Consider the following 19,991-nt stretch of genomic DNA (forward strand, 5'->3'; position numbering starts at 1 on the left):
CGTGACGACGATGACGGAAGCGTCCGTACGCGAGTTCAAGATGCCGGACGTCGGCGAGGGACTCACCGAGGCCGAGATCCTCAAGTGGTATGTCCAGCCGGGTGACACGGTCACCGACGGCCAGGTGGTGTGCGAGGTCGAGACCGCCAAGGCGGCCGTCGAACTGCCCATCCCCTACGACGGCGTGGTCCGGTCCCTGCACTTCCCCGAGGGCACCACGGTGGACGTGGGCACCGCCATCATCGCCGTGGACGTGGCAGGCGGCGGCGCGCCCGAGGCGCCGGCCGTGCAGCCGGAGGCGGAGCCCGCCGCCGTCGCGGAGGAGTCGAAGCCGCAGGGCCGCCAGCCGGTCCTCGTCGGGTACGGCGTGTCGACGTCCTCCACCAAGCGCCGCCCCCGCAAGAGCGCCGAGACCGGAGTCCCGGAGGCCGCCGCCCAGGCGATCCAGACCGAGCTGAACGGCCACGGCCACGGCACGGCCGTGGAAAAGCCCCGACCGCTGGCGAAGCCGCCGGTGCGCAAGCTCGCCAAGGACCTCGGCGTTGACCTGGCCACGATCACCCCGTCCGGCCCGGACGGCATCATCACGCGTGAGGACGTCCACGCGGCGGCCACGCCGCAGCCGGCCGGGCCGATCGAGCCGGCGGCCCCGATCGCAGCGGCCCCCGCCGTGCCGCAGACGCCGATCGCGTCGTACGACGGTGTGCGCGAGACCCGTATCCCGGTCAAGGGCGTCCGCAAGGCGACGGCGGCGGCGATGGTCGGTTCGGCGTTCACGGCACCGCATGTCACGGAGTTCGTGACGGTGGACGTGACCCGCACGATGAAGCTGGTCGAAGAGCTGAAGCAGGACAAGGAGATGCAGGGCCTGCGGGTCAACCCGCTGCTACTGATCGCCAAGGCCCTGCTGGTCGCCATCAAGCGCAACCCGGATGTCAACGCGTCCTGGGACGAGACCGCCCAGGAGATCGTGCGCAAGCACTACGTCAACCTGGGCATCGCGGCGGCCACCCCGCGCGGTCTGATCGTGCCGAACATCAAGGACGCGCACGAGAAGACCCTTCCGCAACTGGCCGAAGCACTCGGCGAGTTGGTGACGACCGCGCGCGAGGGCAAGACATCGCCCGCGGCGATGCAGGGCGGCACGGTGACGATCACCAACGTCGGCGTCTTCGGTGTCGACACCGGCACGCCGATCCTCAACCCCGGGGAGTCGGCGATCCTCGCGATCGGCGCGATCAAGCTCCAGCCGTGGGTCCACAAGGGCAAGGTCAAGCCGCGTCAGGTGACCACCCTGGCGCTGAGCTTCGACCACCGCCTGGTCGACGGCGAACTGGGCTCGAAGGTCCTGGCGGACGTGGCGGCGATCCTGGAGCAGCCGAAGAGGCTGATCACTTGGGCGTGACGGCGCTCGGGTAGGTAGTCTCGGAGATTCGGAAACGAGGCAGGCGGTCGCAACTTCGGATTGCGACCGCCCCCTCTACTCGTACGCTCCGTGTGTGGTTCCGTGACTTCCGGTCAGTGGCTCGAGACTTTCTCGATGCCCCTCCGGGACGTGATCGAGGAGAGCCTTGCGTGGCGTGGTGTAACCGAGTTCCGTGCACACATCCACCGCCGGGAACCAATGGTTCCCGTCCGGCATGGTCAGCCTTCGTACGCGGGCTCCGGTCGCCGCGTACGCGAAGTCGCTGATGTCGATCGCCTCGTACCGTTCGGACGCGTGTGATCGCTTGTTGAGTTCGCTCATGTGAACCACCTAAGTGAAGCTCGCCGGAAACGTGGGGCACGTGGACGTGCGTCAGCCTTCGCGATCCTGCACGGGAGTCCTGGTCCCCTCTTGACTACCGTAGATTTGCGGCATGGTGACGGGGGAGAAGGTCGCGGCTCGGCATGGGGAAGCGCGGGTGGCGGGAGGTGGTGTCGGGCGGGCCTCTGTGCTCATGGCCGGGGGGACCGTCGTCTCGCGGGCCAGTGGGCTGGTCCGGCAGGTGCTGCAAGGGGCCGCCCTCGGTACCGGGCTGCTCGCCACCACGTACAACACGGCCAACACCGTGCCGACCAGCCTGTACACCCTGCTCATCGGCGGTGCGCTGAACTCCGTGCTGGTGCCGCAGCTGGTGCGGGCGCGGGCCACGCACGCCGATGGCGGGCGGGCGTACGAGCAGCGACTCGTGACCCTCGTCCTCAGCGTCCTGGCCGTCGGGACCGTGCTCGCCGTGTGGGCGGCGCCGGAGATCGTCACCCTGTATGTCCGGGACACACCCAAGGAGCACGACGCGTTCCGGCTGACCGTCGTCTTCGCCCGGTTCCTGCTTCCGCAGATCTTCTTCTACGGCCTGTTCGCCATCTACGGCCAAGTGCTCAACGCGCGTGAGAAGTTCGGCGCCATGATGTGGACGCCCGTGCTCAACAATGTCGTCCTCGTCGCCATGTTCGGCATCTATCTCGGGATGATGACCGTCCCCGACTCCGTCGCCGACGTCACCGGCACCCAGGTCCGCTGGCTCGGTGTCGGCACGACCCTTGGGATCGCCGTACAGGCTCTCGCGCTCGTCCCGTTCGCCCGCGCCGCCGGGTTCCGGTTCCGGCCCCGTTTCGACTGGCGCGGCGCGGGACTCGGCTCCGGGATCCACGCGGCGAAGTGGACGCTGCTGTTCGTGCTGACCAACCTGGTCGGGCTCACCGTCGTCACCAACTTCGCCACCGCCGCCGACACGCGGCTGCCGAAAGCGGGCGTCGGCTACACGGCGTACAGCACCGCGCAGACGATCTGGATGCTGCCCCAGTCCATCGTCACCGTCTCCCTGGTCACGGCCCTGCTGCCGCGGATGAGCAAGGCGGCGGCGGAAGGGCGGATCGGGGATCTGCGCGCCGATCTGTCCCGGGCGCTGCGGGTCAGCGGAGTCGTGATCGTCCCGGCTGCCTTCCTGTTCACCGCGCTCGGGCCGGACATCGCCGTGCTGCTCTTCGGCCACGGCGCGGCCGACCCCGCCACGGCCCGCCCTCTCGGCCATATGCTCCAGGCCTTCGGGCTCGGCCTGATCCCGTTCTCGGCGCAGTATCTGCTGCTGCGTGGTTTCTACGCCTTCGAGGACACCCGTACGCCGTTCTTCATGGCCGTATGGACTCAGGCGGTGAACATCGCGCTCGCAACCGCCTGCCATCTGCTGCTGCCCACACGGTGGGCGGTCACCGGCATGGCCGGCGCCTACGCCGTCTCCTACGTCGTCGGTCTCGTCCTCACCGCCCGTCTGCTGGCCCGCCGCACCGGGGGCTGGCTCGACGACGGCACCCTGCGCCGCACCTACGTCAGGCTGCTGTGCGCCGGAGGCGGCGGCGCCGTGGCCGGCTGGGCGGCGGCGCGCGGCTGTGCCGGTGTGCTGGGGCATGGCACGGCGGGGGCGCTCCTGACGACCGTCGTCGGCACGCTCGCGCTGGCCCTCGGCTATCTGCTGCTGGGCAAGGCGCTGAAGATCGGCGAACTCCGCGGGATTCCCGGACTCGGCTGACATTTCCCCGCTCACCACCATGCCGGTCTCCCGCCCCTGACAGGGCCTCAGGGTCGGATCAGGGTGGTGTCGGGGACGTCACGGATGGTGGCGAAGTGGCTACGGCGGCACGCTGGTCACATGAAGAAATCCCGTGCCGCTGCCCCTGGTTCCCCTTCCGCCCGCCGGGCCGCCGCCGTCGCGGGCGCCGCTGTCCTCGCCGGTACGGCGGCGGTGTGCGCGCCGGGTGTCGCCTACTCCGCGCCTCGCGTCCCCGCCGCGGCCGCGACCGATTTCCGTGACTGCCCGTCCCTCCCGGGCGGCGTCGACCCGGCCCGCTGGAGATGTGAAGTGCACACCGCCGCCCCGCGGTTGACCATGGGGAGCGTCACGGTGGACCTCGCCCCGATCACCATGACGCACGCCGAAGGCCCGTTGCCGGACGGCGGCAAGGGGCAGGTGTGGGGTGCGATGCACAGCTCCCCCACCGCCATACCGGGAGGACTGACCGGCACCCCCGCAGGCGATCGCTCGGCCGTCCTGGCGCTGGCGATACAGCCGGAGTACGGCGGCCGGTCGGACTTCTACACCGGACAGTTCAGCCTCCGCTTCAGACTCGTCGGCCCGATGGTGCCGCACGGCTGCACCATAGGTGCGAGCGACCCCGTCGACTTCCAGCTGAAGCGCTCGGGCCCCTCCACATGGGTCTCCCAGGATCCCCCGGTGATCGAGTTCTCGGCGTACGACGACACGTTCACCGCCCCGGCCGCCGCACACTGCGGACCGCTCACCGGCCTCGTCAACCGACGGCTCGGCCTGCCGGCCACCGCCGGGAACCTGATGTCGTACGACGCCTCGTACACCTTCAGGACCTACGACCAGCTTCCGACGAAGGAGGGAACCTGACGAAGGAGGGAACCTTTCGCGCCGGCCCCGACTCCTGACCCGGCGACGCGGGCCCGAGGGGGGACCGCGCCGGCCGAGAGGAGCCACGCATGGCACCGCACACCGAGCATCCACTGCCAGAGCACCCACTGCCGGAGCATCCATTGCCGGAGCGTCCGGCGGACGCCCTCGCGCTGCGTCGCACGGCCGTCGTTCCCCCCCGGATGTCCATGCCCGGTTCAGTCCCGCCGGCGCAGTGCGTTCAGCAGGGCCGCGCCCCGCTCGGCGTCGTCCACGCTCACCGCGAAGTCCGCGCGGCGGCCTCGGGGGCGTATGACCAGGCAGTCGCCGGCGCGGAGCATGACCGTCGTGCCGAGGCCGCTGAGGCGGAAGCCCCAGCCGCCGACCTGGGACGGCAGCCGGTGTTCGGCGCGGGCGGACTCGATGGCGTCCGGGGCCCAGTGGCGGGCGGGCCAGCCGAGCGGGCCGAACGACACATCCAGGCCGGCCTCGGACACCTTCGCCTGCACCGAGGAGAAGGCGGCGCCGGCGAGCGAGGCGACGGCGCAGCCCCCGCACACCGGCCACAGCCCGGCGGGGTCGGCCAGTCCGACGGCGAGGGCGACCAGGGCGCCGACGGCGATCAATCCGGTCAGCGCGGCCAGCAGTTGCAGCCAGGGGTTGGCGGCGCGGGAGAACCACACCAGCCGCTCGCCCTCGGGCAGGTTCAGCGCGGGGGTGGCGGTGGCCGGGTCGCGGGTGGGGCGGGTGCTCACCCGCCAGGCCAGTACGACGGCGACCGCCGTCGACGCCAGGACCAGCACGATGTCCAGGCCCGGTTCGCGGGCGTCGTGCCAGTCGGCGCGGTCGAGGTTCGCGCGGACGATGGACGCCTGTGCGCCGATGAGCGCGGTCGCGGTGGGCGCCAGCGTCATCGTCCGCCAGGGCCGTACGGCCGGCCAGGAGCGGCGCCAGCGCACGCTCACCGCGAGGGCGATCAGCAGCCAGAGGCCGGCCGGGAACAGGGCGGCCGCCCACAGCGGCATCGAGTCGTCGGGGGCGGCACCGCCGCTCCAGTGGGTCGCCAGTCGGCCGGGCAGCCGGTCGCGCGCGGCCCAGGGCAGGCCCGCGAGCAGCACCGCGACGGCGGCGACGCATCCCGCGCGCCCCCAGCGTGCGGTGCGTTCGCGGCCGGCTCTGCCGATTTTGTCGTAGTCCCCGTCTGTCATGGTGTCGTGTCCCCGTTCGTCATGCGGTGGTCCCCCGGATCATGTCGATGAGATCGGTGCGGCTGTAGCCGAGGCGGGATGCCTCCGCGATCAGCTCCCGCACCTTGATCTGCAGTCCGGAGCGCCCGGCCGCCCCTTCGGCGACGGTGATCCCGCGGCCCCGGCGGAACTCCAGCAGGCCCTCGTCCCGCAGTTCGCGCAGGCCGCGCAGGACGGTGTTGACGTTGATGTCCAGGGTCGCGGAGAGGTGGCGGGCCGACGGCAGTCGGTCGCCGGCGCGGCACTCGCCCTCGGCGACGGCCCGCCGGATCGCCGCCGCGACCTGCTCGTGCAGGGGGCGGGTGTCGGTCGTGTCCAGACGCAGCAACATGGTGCTAATAAGACTAGCACCAACAGCTTCATTGTGGGGTGGGTGGGCAGCAGAACGGGCCCGCCGCTGGTCGCGATGGGCCCGTGGGTGCGGGGGGCGTGTCAGCCGAGCTTGGAGAAGCTGTAGTTGAGGAGCTTCGTGGCGTCCGTCGCGCGCTGTGCGTACGTGGTGGAGGCCAGGACCGTGCCGATGACCGTCTTGCCGTTGCGGGTGGCGGCGAAGACGAGGCAGGCGCCGGCCTCGGGGCCGGAGCCGGTCTTCACACCGATGGTGCCGCTGTAGCTGGACAGCAGCGTGTTGGTGTTCGTCCACGTGCCCATCGTGCGGGTGCCGCCCGTCTTGGTGACGGTCTTCGCGGTGTACGACTTCGTCTTGACGATCGCGCGGAAGTTCGCGCTCTTCATCGCGCTGCTGGCGATCTTCGTCAGGTCGCGCGGCGTCGAGTAGTTGTTGCCGTTGCCGATGCCGTCGAAGGAATCGAAGTGCGTGTTCTTCAGGCCCAGGCTCTTCGCGGCGGCGTTCATCTTGCCGATGAAGTTGGTCACGCGCGCGTCACGCGTGGAGCCCGAACCGTAGGTGTCGGCGAGCGCGTAGGCGGCGTCGCAGCCGGACGGCAGCATCAGCCCGTACAGCAGCTGGCGCACGGTGACCTTGTCGCCGACGATCAGGTGCGCCTGGGAGGCGTTGTTCTTGACGACGTAGTCGCTGTACGCCTTCTGGATCGTCACCTGCTTGTCGAGGTTGAGGTTCGACTGCGCGAGGACGACCTTGGCGGTCATGATCTTCGTGGTGGAGCCGGTGGAACGCTTGGTGTCCGCCGCCTTGGTGTAGAGCGTCGTACCGCTCACGTTGTTCATCACGTAGCCGCCCTTGGCCACGATCGAGGGGGCCGTGACGGCCTGCGCGGGCACCGCGGTGAGAGCGCCGGTCGCGAGCAGTGCGCCGGAGGTGACGCTGACGGCGGCGGCTCTGCGGATACGCGTGTTGCGGGTGCCCTTAATGCCGGTAATCAAAGTGATGTACCCCGATTGTGTTGAATGCCCCTGAGGTGCGGCCGAGTTGAGGTGGCGAGAGCAGGGGGCCGCACGTGTGAGACACGTAAGTAGCACAGAAGGTTGTGCGCCTGCTGCGGGCGAATCGCGCCACGTCCGGATACTGGACGCCGCTGCCGCATGTGTACGTGTTGTATCTATCATGTGGCCATGAAGACGGCCGTACAGCACACCCGCCCCCGGCACCAGAAGCCGCCGCCCGCCGCCGACCGCGTGTACGCCCACGTCAAACAGGGCGTCCTGGACCGCCGCTACGAGGGCGGCACCCTGCTCACCGAGGGCGAGCTGGCCGAGGCCGTCGGGGTGTCGCGCACCCCGGTGCGGGAGGCGCTGCTGCGGCTGGAGGTCGAGGGCCTGATCCGGCTCTATCCGAAGAAGGGCGCCCTGGTGCTGCCCGTCTCCGCGCAGGAGATCGCCGACGTGGTGGAGACCCGTCAGCTGGTCGAGGAGCACGCCGCGCGCAAGGCCGTACCCGCCCCGCCCGGTCTGCTGGAGCGGCTGGCCGAGCTGCTGGAACTGCAGAAGGCACAGGCCGCCGCCGGTGACCTGGCCGCGGCCGCGGTCACCGACCGCTCCTTCCACGCCGAGATCGTGCGCAGCGGCGGCAACGAGATCCTGTCCCGGCTCTACGACCAACTGCGCGACCGGCAGCTGCGGATGGGCGTCGCCGTCATGCACTCCCACCCCGACCGGATCGCCAAGACGCTCACCGAGCACGAGGAGATACTGGACGCGCTGCGCGCCGGGGACGCGGAGGCGGCCGTCGAGGTCGTGCACCGGCATGTCAGCTGGTTCGAGCACCTCGCCCGGGGTGAGGTCCGATGAGCAGCCCGGCGCGGAACCTCACTCTTCCGGGTGATCCGCCGGGTGGCCGACGCGCCGTCACCGTGTGGTCCATAGGCGTCGGCGTCTACTTTGTCGCCGTTATCTTCCGTACGTCATTGGGTGTGGCGGGACTGGACGCGGCAGACCGCTTCCATGTGAACGCCTCCGCCCTGTCGACGTTCTCCATACTTCAGCTGCTGGTCTACGCCGGCATGCAGATACCCGTCGGCCTGCTGGTCGACCGGCTCGGCACCAAGAAGGTGCTGAGCCTCGGCGCCGTACTGTTCACGGCCGGACAGCTCGGTTTCGCCTTCTCCCCGTCGTACGGCACCGCCCTCGCCTCCCGCGCCCTGCTGGGCTGCGGTGACGCGATGACCTTCATCAGTGTGCTGCGGCTCGGGACCCGCTGGTTCCCGGCCCGGCGCGGGCCGCTGGTCGCCCAGCTCGCGGGGCTGGTCGGCATGGCGGGCAATCTGGTCTCCACCCTGGTCCTCGCCCGGCTGCTGCACGGCCTCGGCTGGACCCCGGCGTTCGCCGGCAGCGCGTTCGCGGGTGTCGTCGTCCTCGTGTTGACGCTGCTGTTCCTGAAGGACCACCCCGAGGGATTCGAGCCCGAGCCGTCCCGGCATCAGGGCGCGGCCTATGTCCGCCGGCAGATCACGGCGGCCTGGCGGGAGCCCGGCACCCGCCTCGGGATGTGGGTGCACTTCACCACCCAGTTCCCGGCGATGGTGTTCCTGCTGCTGTGGGGTCTGCCGTTCCTGGTCCAGGCGCAGGGGCTCAGCCGGGCCTCGGCCGGTGAACTGCTCACGCTCGTCGTCCTGTCCAACATGGTGATCGGGCTGGTCTACGGCCAGATCGTCGCCCGGCATCACGCGGCGCGGCTGCCGCTGGCGCTGGGCACGGTGGGGGCGACCGCGCTGGTGTGGGCGGCGACGCTGCTGTACCCCGGGGCGCATGCGCCGATGTGGCTGCTGGTCGTGCTGTGCGCGGTGTTGGGGGCGTGCGGGCCGGCCTCGATGCTCGGGTTCGACTTCGCGCGGCCGGCCAACCCGCCCGAGCGACAGGGGACCGCGTCCGGTATCACCAACATGGGTGGTTTCGTCGCCTCGATGACGACGTTGTTCGCGGTCGGGGTGTTGCTGGATGTGACCGGGGACGACTACGACGTGGCGTTCTCGGCGGTGTTCGTGCTGCAGGCGCTCGGTGTCTCGCAGATTCTGCGGCTCCGGGCGCGGGCCGCGCGGCGCGAGCGTGAGCGGCTCGTGGCCAGCCGGGTGGAAACGCTGCACGTGCCTGCGGCTTAGCCGACTTCTCCCACCACGCACCGGTCTTCGCTACGGCGTCACCGTGAAGTTCTGCAGGATGGCCGTCGTCAGGGCCGGGTCGCCCTCGGTCTTGACGCGGTCCGCCACAGACTCGGGCGTGGTGCGGCCGCAGGCGAGGCGGACGTAGGTCTCCCAGTCGAGGGTGAGGGTGGCGGCGGGGCCGAGGGCCGGGGCGGTCTCCAGGCTGCCGCGGCCCTGGATGTCGACGCGGATCGTGCGCAGGAACTCCACCGGGCCGTGCACATCGAACACGATCGCCGAACTGCGCGGCGCGTGCGCGTCCTTCGCGACGACCTTGGGGAGCGCTTCGAGGAGCACGTCCCGGACGACGAGCGCGCCGGGCGAGTCCAGATTGCCGGGCATGCCGAGGGCCGTGCGCAGATCCTGCTCGTGCACCCAGACGTCGAACGCGCGGGTCCGGTAGGCCTGTTCCACCGTGACGTCCCGGCCCAGCGGGCCGCGCACCGTGGTGCCGGGATCGCGGGATTCGTTGCGCAGCTGGCGGTTGCGGCGGATGACCGTGTACTCCAGCTCGGCCGTCATCTCCGGAGCCGTGTGGTGGCGGCGGACGTCGACCTGCATCTCCATGTACCGCTGGTACTCGGTGGTGACGTGGAAGAGGTCACGCGGGAGCGAGTGGATGGGGCGCGGGTCGCCGAGCATCTCGCAGTCCATGCCGATCACATGGGACACGACGTCCCGTACGGACCAGCCGGGGCAGGGGGTCCGCCGGTTCCACTCGCCCTCGGCGAGCGACTGGACCATCTCGGATATCGCTTCGATGGAGTGCGTCCAGGCGTCGGCGTAGGGCTGGAGGGTGGGATGCAGACTCACGGAACGGGACCCCTCGGCGGTCGGTACACGGTCAGGTTGTGGCGGCGTTGCCAATGGGTGGCGGCACGGCGGCGGCGTCTGAGCCTCCCCCCGTTCTCGGCTTCGCTCGAACTGGGAGGACCCCCAAGTTACGCTGCTTGCAGGCACCCCGGCAGTGCTTTCGTGTGACGATCGTAGGCCTGTGTGGACGACTCGAATGCCAGGACGGTGGTAGTGTGCGCGCCTCGTTGATCCAGATCGCCGTGAACGAGGAGGAATCGGTCGACTCCCGGCGACAGCGGGTGGCCGAGCTGGTCCGCCGGCAGGCCGGTTCCGATCTCGTCGTCCTGCCCGAGCTGTGGACGACCGGCGCCTTCGCCTACGAGGAGTTCGGCCGCGAGGCCGAGCCGCTCGAAGGGCCGACGTACGAGGCCATGGCCAAGGCGGCGAGCGACGCGGGCGTATGGCTGCACGCCGGCTCCGTCCCGGAGCGCGACCCGGACGGGCCTCTCTACAACACCTCTCTCGTCTTCTCCCCCTCCGGTGAGCTTGCCGCCGCCTACCGCAAGATCCATCGCTTCGGCTTCGACAAGGGCGAGGCCGTGCTGATGGGCGCCGGGCGGGACCTGGTGACGGTCCGGCTGCCCGGGACCACGCTCGGCGTGGCCACCTGCTACGACCTCCGTTTCCCCGAACTCTTCCGCTCACTGGTCGACGTCGGCGCCGAGACGCTGGTGATCCCGGCGGGCTGGCCCGAGCGGCGACGCGCGCACTGGACGCTGCTGGCTCAGGCGCGGGCGGTGGAGAACCAGGCGTTCGTGCTCGCGTGTGGAACGGCCGGGACCCATGCCGGAGTTCCGCAGGCCGGTCACTCGATCGTGGTGGATCCGTGGGGCGAGGTGCTCGCCGAGGCGGGCCCGGACGAGGAGGTCCTCACCGTCGACTTCGACCCGGCGAAGGTGGCGGTGACCCGCGAGCAGTTCCCGGCGCTGAAGGACCGGGTGCTGGGTCTTGAGCCGCCGCGCCGCTGAGGGCCTCGCGACGGGCCTCGCGACGGGCCTCAGTCGTCCTCGCGTTCCTTCTGGGCCAGGTGGATCACGCACACCGCCACCGCGATGAGCAGGGCCGGATCCGCGTCGTCGCGCACGATGTCGACGCCGTACGTGTCCCTCAGGTGCAGCCAGCGGCGGGAGATCACCGCGAGGAGCTCGCCGTCGTACTCGATGGCGAACTCGTGGTCGAGGATCTTGCCGCTGACGTCCAGCTCGGTGCCGTCGGTCAGGGCTACCCGGTAGTGGTTGCGCAGCAGGGACAGCCGTTTGCGCTTGATGGTGGCGAGGCCCTCGCCGTCCCGCTCGATCACCATGGTGTCGCGCAGCGCGAGCATCTTCTGATGGATGTCGATCAGGACGCGTCCATGGGCGTCCTTCAGCTGGAAGGTGTCCCGCAGCCGCATGGCCTTGCCGTCGACGAGGAACACCTTCCGGCCGTGCTCGTCCTCGATCCAGTAGTCGTCACCGATACCGAGGAGCCGGTCGCGTACGAGGAGTCTCATACGGCTACCGTTCCCCGCCGCGGCGCGATCATCACAAAGCCGCGGGAAGGGGCTCACGGAGCCGGGAGCAGGGGGGACCGCGGGCCGAAACGGCGCCGGTAGTCCGAAGGGCTCAGCCCTGTCGCGCGGCGCAGCCGGGCCCGCAGGTTGGCCGCCGTACCGAGGCCGCTGCGGGCCGCGACGACGTCCAGGCGCTCCTCGCCCCGTTCGATCAGCCGGCACGCCAGCGCCACCCGCTCGCCGGTGAGCCAGGCCAGCGGAGTCGTCCCCAGCTGGGTGCGGAAGCGGCGGTGCAGCGTGGCGGGGCTGACGGCCGCGCGGGCGGCGAGGTCCGCCACGGCCAGCGGTTCGCCGAGCCGTTCCTGCGCCCAGGCCAGCAGCGGGCCGAGCGACTCGTCGGGCACGTCGGGCACCGGGCGCTCCACGAACTGCCGCTGGCCGCCGTCGCGGTGGGAGGCGAAGACGAGGCGCCGCGAGACGGCGTTCGCGAGCTCGGCGCCGTGGTCGCGGCGCCAGAGGTGCAGGCCGAGGTCGAGCGCGGCCGCGCTGCCGGCGGCGGTGAGGATGTCGCCCTCGTCGACGAACAGCACATCCGGCTCCAGCAGCACCCGGGGATGCAGTTCCCGGAAGGTGTCCGTCCACATCCAGTGCGTGGCGGCCCGCCGCCCGTCGAGCAGCCCGGCCTCGGCGAGGGCGAAGCTGCCCGTGCAGAAGCTGACGACGCGTGCGCCGCGCGCGTGGCTGCGCCGGATGGCGTCCAGGACGTCGGCACCGCGCGGTACGACGTTGTCGGGGCGGCCCGGTACGACGACGGTGTCGGCCCCGTCCACCGCGTCCAGGCCGGGCACGCCGGTCAGGGTGAAGAAGCCGTGGTTCATCCGCACCCCGGACGCGGGCGCGCACAGCGTCACCTCGTACAGCGGCCCCCGAAGGCCCAGTTCGGGCCTGGGCAGCCCGAACAGCTCGGTGGCGACCCCGACCTCGAAGGGGTTGGTGCCCTCGTCGACGATCACGGCGACCCGGTGCGGACGCGAGTGAGAGGATCCTTGCGGCATATGCGATTCCTAGCACTCGTCCGCCGGGTCCGGCCACCCGCACGATGAACCCATGGAACCGATCTTCGAACCCGGGCAGCCCGTCTCTCTCGCGCAGGCCCTCGCCTCCTTCACCGAGCAGTGGAGCCCGCGCATCGTGACCACCGTCAACGACTACGACGTACGCGTGGCGAAGGTGGCGGGCGAACACCTCTGGCACGTCCATGACCACACCGACGAGTTCTTCCTGGTCCTCGACGGGGAACTGCACATCGGTCTGCGCGAGCCGGCCGGCGAGCGCACGGTCGTGCTGCCCAGGGGCTCGGTGTTCACCGTCCCGCGCGGGACCGAGCACAAGCCGTACGCGCGCGTGCCCACCGAGATCCTCGTCCTGGAGCCCAGCGGCACCCTGTCGGTCGGCGACCGGCACGAGGAGGTGCCGGACCACGTGGACGCCACCATCGGCCACGCCCTGTCCTGACGGTTCATCGGAATCCATGGGTCGGGCCGGTGTCCCCCAGGTGAACTTCGGTTGCAGACAGGCAAGTTGACCAACCTTGGGCAACGGCCGCGAGTCGGACGTGGGGTAAGGCACACCACTGGCCACGTCCCTTCCGGAGGACCACCCGCCATGAGCCGCATACCGTCCGTACCCGCACTGGCCCTCGCCCTCGGCGCCGCCCTGGCCGTACCTCTCACCCTCGCCGGTACGGCCGGCGCCGCCACGGCACCGGCCACCGCCGCCGTCAACCAGTACGACTGGCAGCTCACCTACCGGGCGGCAGCCGGGCAGAACAACAACGCCACCGTCACCGCGTCGCTCACCGCGGACCGCACGGGCATCACCTATGTGATCGACGACGTCGTGCGGATCAGCGCGGGCCACGACTGCGTCTACCCCGACAGCGCGGACCACACGAAGGTCTCCTGCACCGTCACCCGCGTGGACAGCCAGGATCCCTACGCCGCTCTGGTCATGGACCTCGGCGACCGCGACGACACGGTCGTCTACAAGAACGCCACCGACCAGGTCTACTCCTACGCCGAGATCTCGCTGGGCGCGGGCAACGACAAGGCGACCGACTCCGGCCGTCTCGACGGTGCCTATGTCTCGGGTGACGCGGGTGACGACACCATCACGGTGGGCAGGCTGGGCCTGGCCTGGGGCGGCGCCGGCGACGACAGGATCGACGCGAGCGGCGGCGACAACATCGTGAAGGGCGGCAGCGGCGACGATGTCCTGCACGGCGGCGCCGGCGCCCAGGACCTCTCCGGCGACGACGGCAACGACACGATCACCGGCGGATCCGGCGCCGACACCCTGTACGGCGGCAGGGGCGACGACGTCCTCCACGGCGACAGCGGCGACGACCGGCTGTACGGCAACAGCGGGAACGACAAGCTGTACGGCGGCGCCGGCCGGGACATGCTCTCCGGCGGCCCCGGCACGGATGTGATCCACCAGGACTGACCGGCCGGGGTTTTCCACAGGCGTCGAAGGTTTCCACAGGCGCCGAAGGGCTGTCGGCGCCGGCTGGCACTCTTGGAGCCATGACCGACTCCGCACCTCGACGTGTCCGCGTCCGCGCCCCCGAGCTGATCGGCAAGGGCGGCTGGCTGAACACCGGCGACACCCAGTACACCCTTGCCGACCTGCGCGGACGCATCGTCGTCCTCGACTTCTGGACCTTCTGCTGCATCAACTGCCTGCATGTCCTGGACGAGCTGCGCGAGCTGGAGGAGAAGCACCGGGACACCGTGGTGGTCATCGGTGTGCACTCCCCGAAGTTCGTGCACGAGGCGGAGCACCAGGCGGTCGTCGACGCGGTGGAGCGCTACGGCGTGGCGCACCCGGTGCTGGACGACCCGGAGCTGGCCACCTGGAAGCAGTACGCGGTGCGGGCCTGGCCGACCCTGGTCGTGATCGACCCGGAGGGTTATGTCGTCGCCCAGCACGCGGGCGAGGGCCATGTGCACGCCATCGAGCGGCTGGTGACGGAGCTGGAGGCCGAGCACGCGGCGAAGGGCACCCTGCGCCGCGGCGACGGTCCGTACGTTCCGCCGGAGCCCGAGCCGACGACGCTGCGTTTCCCGGGCAAGGCGCTGCCGCTGCCCGGTGGGACGTTCCTGGTCAGCGATACCACCCGGCATCAGCTGGTGGAGCTGGCCGAGGACGCCGAGACCGTCGTACGCCGCATCGGCTCGGGCGGTCGCGGGTTCGTGGACGGCGGCCCGGACCAGGCGTCCTTCAGCGAGCCGCAGGGCCTCGCCCTCCTCGACGACGGCTCGGTGGTGGTGGCCGACACCGTCAACCACGCCCTGCGCCGCCTGGACCTCGCCACCGGTGCGGTGAGCACCCTGGCCGGCACCGGCAGACAGTGGTGGCAGGGGTCGGCCACCGCCGGCCCGGCCCGTGCCGTCGACCTCTCCTCCCCCTGGGACGTGGCGGTCTTCGGCGGCCGGGTGTGGATCGCCATGGCGGGCGTCCACCAGCTGTGGACGTACGACCCCGCGGCGGACACGGTCGAGGTGGCCGCGGGCACCACCAACGAGGGCCTGGTCGACGGCCCCGGCGCCGAGGCCTGGTTCGCCCAGCCCTCCGGCCTCGCGGCCGGCGCCGGCCGGCTCTGGCTCGCCGACTCCGAGACGTCCGCCCTGCGCTGGGTGGATCCCGACGGATCCGTCCACACGGCCGTCGGTACCGGTCTGTTCGACTTCGGTCACCGTGACGGCGCCGCCGGGCAGGCGCTGTTCCAGCACCCGCTGGGTGTCACCGCCCTGCCGGACGGCTCGGTCGCGGTCGCCGACACCTACAACCACGCCCTGCGGCGCTACGACCCGGCGACCGGTGAGGTCACGACCCTCGCCACGGATCTGCGCGAGCCCAGCGACGCCGTGCTCGCCGGCGCGGACATCGTGGTCGTGGAGTCGGCCCGGCACCGGCTGACCCGGCTGCGGCTGCCGGAGGAGGCGGTGCGGGTGGAGCCGGTCGCGCACCGCACGCAGCGCGCGGCCACCGAGGTCGCCCCGGGCCGGCTGAGACTGGACGTCGTCTTCCAGGCCCCGCCCGGCCAGAAGCTGGACACCCGGTACGGCCCCTCCACCCGTCTGCTGGTGTCCTCCACCCCGCCCGAGCTGCTGCTCAAGGGGGAGGGCGCGGACACGGAGCTGAGCCGCGAGCTGGAGCTGAACCCCGCCGTCCCGGAGGGGGTCCTGCATGTCTCGGCGATGGCGGCCTCCTGCGACACTCCGTCCGGGAGCGGCTCCGCCGACGCGTACCCCGCCTGCCATGTCCACCAGCAGGACTGGGGCGTCCCGGTCCGCCTCACCGAGGGCGCGACGGACCGGTTGCCGCTGGTGCTGGCGGGGATGGACGAGTAGCCGCCCGCTCAGCTCGCCAGAAAGGCCGTCAGGGCGTTCGCCAGCATGAACGGGTCGTCGGCGCCGCAGAGTTCACGGACGCTGTGCATGGAGAGGATCGCCACGCCGATGTCCACGGTCCGGATGCCGTGCCGGGCCGCGGTGATCGGGCCGATGGTGGTGCCGCACGGCATGGAGTTGTTGGAGACGAAGTTCTGGAAGGGGACGTTCGCCTTCTCGCAGGCGGCGGCGAAGACGGCGCGGCCCGAACCGTCGGTGGCATAGCGGTTGTTGACGTTGACCTTGAGGATCGGGCCGCCGTTGACGCGGGGGTGGTGCGTCGGGTCGTGCCGCTCCGCGTAGTTGGGGTGGACGGCGTGGCCGGTGTCGGAGGACAGGCACACCGTGCCGGCGAAGGCGCGGGCCCGGTCCTCGTAGGAGCCGCCGCGGGCGAACACCGAGCGTTCCAGCACGGATCCGAGCAGCGGGCCGTCCGCGCCGCTGTCCGACTGGGAGCCGTTCTCCTCGTGGTCGAAGGCGGCCAGCACCGGGATACGGGTCAGCGGTGCGCCGCAGGTCGCGACGGCGGCCAGCGCGGCCACGCCCGCGTGCACCGACAGCAGGTTGTCCATCCGCGGACCGGCGACCAGGTCCCGGTCCCGGCCGAGGTAGGCCGGTGCCTCCACCGGGTGCGTCATCAGGTCCCAGCCGGTGACCGAGCCGGCCGCGAGCCCGGCCTCCTGCTCCAGGAAGGCGATCAGATCGCCGTCGCGCACATCGTCACCGAGGCCCCAGACGGGCTGCAGATGGCGCTGCTTGTCGAGCTTGAGCCCCTCGGTGCTGACCGAGCGGTCCAGGTGGATGGCGAGCTGGGGCACCCGCAGCAGCGGCCGGTCCACGTTGACCAGCACCGTGGAGCCGTCGCGCAGGCTCAGCCGGCCGGCCAGGCCCAGGTCGCGGTCCAGCCAGGAGTTCATCAGCGGGCCGCCGTAGATCTCGACGGCGACCTGGCGCCAGCCGTGCGCTCCGCTGTCGGGCCGCGGCTTGATCCGCAGGTTCGGGGAGTCGGTGTGCGCGCCGACGATGTGGAACGGCGTGTGTGCCACGGCGTCCTCGGGGACGTACCAGGCGACGATCGCGCCGCCGCGCAGCACGTACTTGCCGCCGGTCGATCCGTCCCAGGCGTCCGTCTCCGCGACCTGCCGGAAGCCTGCCTTCTCCAGCCGCTCGGCGGCGCCTGCCACCGCGTGGTACGGCGACGGGCCGGCCGCCAGGAAGGACATCAGGTCGTCGGTGTGGCCGCGGTCGAAGGTGAGAGGGGGGCGCGAAGCGCTCCTTGGAGGGGCGGCGGCGGGCGACGGGCGGGAGGGTGCGGTCATGGGATTCACCTTAACGACGTGCACGGGCCCGCTCCCGGAAAGGGAGCGGGCCCGCACAGGATCTACAGGGACGTATCCGACAACGGCTTTCTAGAAGGCGGCCTCGTCCAGCTCCATCAGGTCCAGCTCGACGCCCTCGGCGACCTTGCGGGCGAGGGTGACGCCCGGCAGGACGTTCGCCGCGAAGAACTTCGCCGCGGCGATCTTGCCGGTGTAGAAGGCCTGGTCCTTGGCGGAGGCCGAGGCCAGCTTCTCGGCGGCGATCGCGGCGCCCTTCAGCAGCAGGTAGCCGACGACGACGTCACCGGAGGCCAGCAGCAGGCGGGTGGTGTTCAGGCCCACCTTGTAGATGTTCTTGGTGTCCTGCTCGGTGGCCGCGAGGTCGGTCAGCATCAGGCCGACGATCGCCTCCAGCTCCACGGCCGCCTTGGCCAGGTGCTCACGGGCGCCGGCCAGCTGCTCGCCGCCGGTGCCGAGCGCCAGGAACTTCTTGATGTCCTCGGCGAGGGAGTTCAGCGCGGCGCCCTGGTTGCGGACGATCTTCCGGAAGAAGAAGTCCTGGCCCTGGATCGCGGTGGTGCCCTCGTACAGGGTGTCGATCTTGGAGTCCCGGATGTACTGCTCGATCGGGTACTCCTGCAGGAAGCCGGAGCCGCCGAAGGTCTGCAGCGACTGGGCCAGCTGCTCGTAGCCCTTCTCGGAGCCGTAGCCCTTGACGATCGGCAGCAGCAGGTCGTTCAGCGCGTTCTCGGCGGCGGCGTCCTCGCCGTTCGCCTCCTTGACCTGGATCGCGTCCTGGACCGAGGCGGTGTACAGCACCAGGGCGCGCATGCCCTCCGCGTACGCCTTCTGCGTCATCAGCGAGCGGCGCACGTCGGGGTGGTGGGTGACGGTGACCTTCGGCGCGGTCTTGTCCAGGAAGTTCGCCAGGTCGGGACCCTGGACGCGCTCCTTGGCGTACTCCAGCGCGTTCAGGTAGCCCGTGGACAGGGTGGAGATCGCCTTCGTGCCGACCATCATGCGGGCGAACTCGATGATGCGGAACATCTGGCGGATGCCCTCGTGCTTGTCACCGATGAGCCAGCCCTTGGCGGGGTGCCGGTCGCCGAAGGTCATCTCGCAGGTGTTCGAGGCCTTCAGGCCCATCTTGTGCTCGACGTTGGTGGCGTAGACGCCGTTGCGCTCGCCCAGCTCGCCGGTCTCGAAGTCGAACTCGTACTTCGGCACGAGGAAGAGGGACAGGCCCTTGGTGCCGGGGCCGGCGCCCTCGGGACGCGCGAGCACGTAGTGGAGGATGTTCTCCGACATGTCGTGCTCACCGGAGGTGATGAAGCGCTTCACACCCTCGATGTGCCAGGAGCCGTCCTCCTGCTGGACGGCCTTGGTGCGGCCGGCGCCCACGTCGGAGCCCGCGTCGGGCTCGGTGAGCACCATCGTGGAGCCCCACTGCTTCTCCACGGCGATCTTGGCTATGTGCTTCTGGACCTCGTTGCCCTCCTCGAAGAGGATGCCGGCGAACGCCGGGCCCGAGGAGTACATCCACACGGCCGGGTTGGCGCCCAGGATCAGCTCGGCGTAGGCCCAGATCAGGGAGCGCGGCGAGGTGGTGCCGCCGATCTCCTCGGGCAGGCCGAGCCGCCAGTACTCGGAGTCCATGAAGGCCTGGTAGCTCTTCTTGAAGGAGGCCGGGACCGGCGCGGTGTTGGTTTCCGGGTCGAAGACCGGCGGGTTGCGGTCGGCGTCGGCGAAGGACTCGGCCAGCTCGTTCTCCGAGAGGCGGGTCATCTCATCGAGGATGCTCTTGGCGGTGTCGACGTCCATCTCCTCGAACGGGCCGGTGCCGTACACCTTGTCGCGCCCCAGCACTTCGAAGAGGTTGAATTCGATGTCGCGGAGATTCGGCTTGTAGTGCCCCATGGCGACGGCTCCGTAGAGGGATCGGCGAGGCACTGGCTCCTCGCACCTAGTTCACGTACCAACAAGTAGCTACGATGATGCTACCCGTCGGTAATAAGAAGCAACCCCTATCGGCCCAAGTGTGAGAAGGGTCTACTACCCACTTAAATTCTTGCGCGCCCCACCGCGCCGCTCCCGCTCGGTACGCTTGCGCCCATGTACGGATACGGCCAGCCCATGGATGGTGGCGCTGCTCAGCAGCAGTACGGCTCGCCGCAGCAGATGCCGGGCGGTGTCGGCGGGTACGGCCAGCAGCCCCCGCTCTACCCGGAGCCGTCCCCGCCCTCGCTCGCGGACGCGGTGCGCGCCTTCACCACCGGGCAGATGTCCGCCGAGGACTTCCAGCAGATCTTCGCCACGTCGAAGGTGTACTGCCCACGCGGTGACACCCCGGGCTTCCTTGCCCTGCACAACACCCAGCAGCCGGTGATCCCGATGTTCACCTCGCTGAAGGAACTGCGCCGGTACGCGGGCAAGGAGTCCAAGTACTTCGTGATCACCGGCGCGGAGGTGATCGACCTGCTGCCCACCGGCTACGGCTGCGTCCTGGACATGGAGGGCGAGCACCGGATGGTGTTCGACGCGAAGGCGGTCGAGCAGATGGTCGACTTCGCGATGCGGCGGATGTACGGCTGACCCGCGCCCCTGATCGTGAGCCGGCCGGAGCCGGCCGTGAGCCCGGAGGGAATTCCCTCCGGGCTCTCTCTGTTGGGAGTG

The 19,991-nt window shown here is 70.6% G+C and carries 18 protein-coding genes and 1 pseudogene; 10 read left to right on the forward strand and 9 right to left on the reverse strand.

Features of this window, described 5'->3' with window-relative positions; genetic code table 11:
• Position 1 precedes the first annotated feature (1 nt).
• A complete protein-coding gene (locus tag IE277_RS16780) occupies positions 2 to 1,405 on the forward strand; it encodes a dihydrolipoamide acetyltransferase family protein (protein ID WP_189953133.1) in 1,404 nt (467 codons plus the stop codon).
• Positions 1,406 to 1,507: 102 nt separating this feature from the next.
• Here IE277_RS16780 and IE277_RS16785 read toward each other — a convergent pair.
• Positions 1,508 to 1,747: pseudogene (locus tag IE277_RS16785) on the reverse strand (BRO-N domain-containing protein); the annotation flags it as partial.
• A gap of 193 nt (positions 1,748 to 1,940) precedes the next feature.
• Here IE277_RS16785 and murJ point away from each other — a divergent pair.
• Together murJ and IE277_RS16795 are read left to right on the forward strand one after the other, a co-directional pair.
• Positions 1,941 to 3,509: a murein biosynthesis integral membrane protein MurJ gene (gene murJ / locus IE277_RS16790; protein ID WP_189953135.1), complete on the forward strand. Its 1,569-nt coding sequence runs from the start codon at positions 1,941 to 1,943 to the stop codon at positions 3,507 to 3,509.
• Between the two features lie 120 nt (positions 3,510 to 3,629).
• A complete protein-coding gene (locus IE277_RS16795) occupies positions 3,630 to 4,394 on the forward strand; it encodes a hypothetical protein (RefSeq protein ID WP_229881602.1) in 765 nt (254 codons plus the stop codon).
• Positions 4,395 to 4,612: 218 nt separating this feature from the next.
• On the opposite strand, the gene IE277_RS16800 is transcribed toward IE277_RS16795, so the two are convergent.
• The 3 genes from IE277_RS16800 to IE277_RS16810 all read right to left on the reverse strand — a co-directional run bounded on the left by IE277_RS16800 (position 4,613) and on the right by IE277_RS16810 (position 6,985).
• Entirely contained in the window at positions 4,613 to 5,602 is a 990-nt protein-coding gene (locus IE277_RS16800; protein WP_189953137.1) for a DUF1648 domain-containing protein, read from the reverse strand.
• A 19-nt stretch (positions 5,603 to 5,621) separates the two neighbouring features.
• On the reverse strand, positions 5,622 to 5,972 hold the full coding sequence (locus IE277_RS16805; RefSeq protein ID WP_189953139.1) for a GntR family transcriptional regulator: 351 nt from the start codon (positions 5,970 to 5,972) through the stop codon (positions 5,622 to 5,624).
• Between the two features lie 101 nt (positions 5,973 to 6,073).
• Positions 6,074 to 6,985, reverse strand: a complete 912-nt coding sequence (locus IE277_RS16810; protein ID WP_189953140.1) for a D-alanyl-D-alanine carboxypeptidase family protein — start codon at positions 6,983 to 6,985, stop codon at positions 6,074 to 6,076.
• Positions 6,986 to 7,174: 189 nt separating this feature from the next.
• On the opposite strand from IE277_RS16810, the gene IE277_RS16815 reads away from it, so the two are divergent.
• On the forward strand, positions 7,175 to 7,849 hold the full coding sequence (locus IE277_RS16815) for a GntR family transcriptional regulator (protein WP_189953142.1): 675 nt from the start codon (positions 7,175 to 7,177) through the stop codon (positions 7,847 to 7,849).
• On the forward strand, positions 7,846 to 9,156 hold the full coding sequence (locus IE277_RS16820; protein WP_189953144.1) for an MFS transporter: 1,311 nt from the start codon (positions 7,846 to 7,848) through the stop codon (positions 9,154 to 9,156). Before IE277_RS16815 ends, IE277_RS16820 begins: the two co-directional genes overlap by 4 nt.
• Before the next feature lie 30 nt (positions 9,157 to 9,186).
• Here IE277_RS16820 and IE277_RS16825 read toward each other — a convergent pair whose 3' ends face one another.
• Entirely contained in the window at positions 9,187 to 10,011 is an 825-nt protein-coding gene (locus tag IE277_RS16825) for a maleylpyruvate isomerase family mycothiol-dependent enzyme (protein ID WP_189953146.1), read from the reverse strand.
• Between the two features lie 215 nt (positions 10,012 to 10,226).
• On the opposite strand from IE277_RS16825, the gene IE277_RS16830 reads away from it, so the two are divergent.
• A complete protein-coding gene (locus IE277_RS16830; RefSeq protein WP_189953148.1) occupies positions 10,227 to 11,021 on the forward strand; it encodes a carbon-nitrogen family hydrolase in 795 nt (264 codons plus the stop codon).
• Between the two features lie 29 nt (positions 11,022 to 11,050).
• On the opposite strand, the gene IE277_RS16835 is transcribed toward IE277_RS16830, so the two are convergent.
• A complete protein-coding gene (locus IE277_RS16835) occupies positions 11,051 to 11,545 on the reverse strand; it encodes an LURP-one-related/scramblase family protein (RefSeq protein WP_189953150.1) in 495 nt (164 codons plus the stop codon).
• 53 nt (positions 11,546 to 11,598) lie between these two features.
• Complete coding sequence (locus IE277_RS16840) at positions 11,599 to 12,600, reverse strand: GlxA family transcriptional regulator (protein WP_189953152.1); 1,002 nt, start codon at positions 12,598 to 12,600, stop codon at positions 11,599 to 11,601.
• A gap of 52 nt (positions 12,601 to 12,652) precedes the next feature.
• On the opposite strand from IE277_RS16840, the gene IE277_RS16845 reads away from it, so the two are divergent.
• The 3 genes from IE277_RS16845 to IE277_RS16855 all read left to right on the forward strand — a co-directional run bounded on the left by IE277_RS16845 (position 12,653) and on the right by IE277_RS16855 (position 15,960).
• A complete protein-coding gene (locus tag IE277_RS16845) occupies positions 12,653 to 13,060 on the forward strand; it encodes a cupin domain-containing protein (RefSeq protein WP_189953155.1) in 408 nt (135 codons plus the stop codon).
• 150 nt (positions 13,061 to 13,210) lie between these two features.
• Complete coding sequence (locus IE277_RS16850) at positions 13,211 to 14,050, forward strand: calcium-binding protein (RefSeq protein ID WP_189953156.1); 840 nt, start codon at positions 13,211 to 13,213, stop codon at positions 14,048 to 14,050.
• A gap of 80 nt (positions 14,051 to 14,130) precedes the next feature.
• On the forward strand, positions 14,131 to 15,960 hold the full coding sequence (locus IE277_RS16855) for a thioredoxin-like domain-containing protein (protein WP_189953158.1): 1,830 nt from the start codon (positions 14,131 to 14,133) through the stop codon (positions 15,958 to 15,960).
• Positions 15,961 to 15,968: 8 nt separating this feature from the next.
• Here IE277_RS16855 and IE277_RS16860 read toward each other — a convergent pair whose 3' ends face one another.
• Both IE277_RS16860 and IE277_RS16865 read right to left on the reverse strand, forming a co-directional pair.
• Positions 15,969 to 17,318, reverse strand: coding sequence for a M18 family aminopeptidase (locus IE277_RS16860; protein WP_189953160.1), 1,350 nt, complete (start codon positions 17,316 to 17,318; stop codon positions 15,969 to 15,971).
• A gap of 90 nt (positions 17,319 to 17,408) precedes the next feature.
• Positions 17,409 to 19,235, reverse strand: a complete 1,827-nt coding sequence (locus IE277_RS16865) for an acyl-CoA dehydrogenase (RefSeq protein ID WP_189953316.1) — start codon at positions 19,233 to 19,235, stop codon at positions 17,409 to 17,411.
• Positions 19,236 to 19,430: 195 nt separating this feature from the next.
• Here IE277_RS16865 and IE277_RS16870 point away from each other — a divergent pair, with 195 nt between their 5' ends.
• A complete protein-coding gene (locus IE277_RS16870; RefSeq protein ID WP_189953162.1) occupies positions 19,431 to 19,910 on the forward strand; it encodes an SseB family protein in 480 nt (159 codons plus the stop codon).
• Positions 19,911 to 19,991: the final 81 nt, after the last annotated feature.

The organism is Streptomyces alanosinicus (assembly GCF_014650595.1).
Taxonomy (GTDB): Bacteria; Actinomycetota; Actinomycetes; order Streptomycetales; family Streptomycetaceae; genus Streptomyces; species Streptomyces alanosinicus.

Bases quoted from the DNA above. Each gene is read 5' to 3' on its own strand.
- murJ (WP_189953135.1), top strand. From the start codon at position 1,941: ATGGCCGGGGGGACCGTCGTCTCGCGGGCCAGTGGGCTGGTCCGGCAG.
- IE277_RS16795 (WP_229881602.1), top strand. From the start codon at position 3,630: ATGAAGAAATCCCGTGCCGCTGCCCCTGGTTCCCCTTCCGCCCGCCGG.
- IE277_RS16800 (WP_189953137.1), bottom strand. From the start codon at position 5,602: ATGACAGACGGGGACTACGACAAAATCGGCAGAGCCGGCCGCGAACGC.
- IE277_RS16805 (WP_189953139.1), bottom strand. From the start codon at position 5,972: ATGTTGCTGCGTCTGGACACGACCGACACCCGCCCCCTGCACGAGCAG.
- IE277_RS16815 (WP_189953142.1), top strand. From the start codon at position 7,175: ATGAAGACGGCCGTACAGCACACCCGCCCCCGGCACCAGAAGCCGCCG.
- IE277_RS16820 (WP_189953144.1), top strand. From the start codon at position 7,846: ATGAGCAGCCCGGCGCGGAACCTCACTCTTCCGGGTGATCCGCCGGGT.
- IE277_RS16835 (WP_189953150.1), bottom strand. From the start codon at position 11,545: ATGAGACTCCTCGTACGCGACCGGCTCCTCGGTATCGGTGACGACTAC.
- IE277_RS16840 (WP_189953152.1), bottom strand. From the start codon at position 12,600: ATGCCGCAAGGATCCTCTCACTCGCGTCCGCACCGGGTCGCCGTGATC.
- IE277_RS16845 (WP_189953155.1), top strand. From the start codon at position 12,653: ATGGAACCGATCTTCGAACCCGGGCAGCCCGTCTCTCTCGCGCAGGCC.
- IE277_RS16850 (WP_189953156.1), top strand. From the start codon at position 13,211: ATGAGCCGCATACCGTCCGTACCCGCACTGGCCCTCGCCCTCGGCGCC.
- IE277_RS16855 (WP_189953158.1), top strand. From the start codon at position 14,131: ATGACCGACTCCGCACCTCGACGTGTCCGCGTCCGCGCCCCCGAGCTG.
- IE277_RS16860 (WP_189953160.1), bottom strand. From the start codon at position 17,318: ATGACCGCACCCTCCCGCCCGTCGCCCGCCGCCGCCCCTCCAAGGAGC.
- IE277_RS16865 (WP_189953316.1), bottom strand. From the start codon at position 19,235: ATGGGGCACTACAAGCCGAATCTCCGCGACATCGAATTCAACCTCTTC.
- IE277_RS16870 (WP_189953162.1), top strand. From the start codon at position 19,431: ATGTACGGATACGGCCAGCCCATGGATGGTGGCGCTGCTCAGCAGCAG.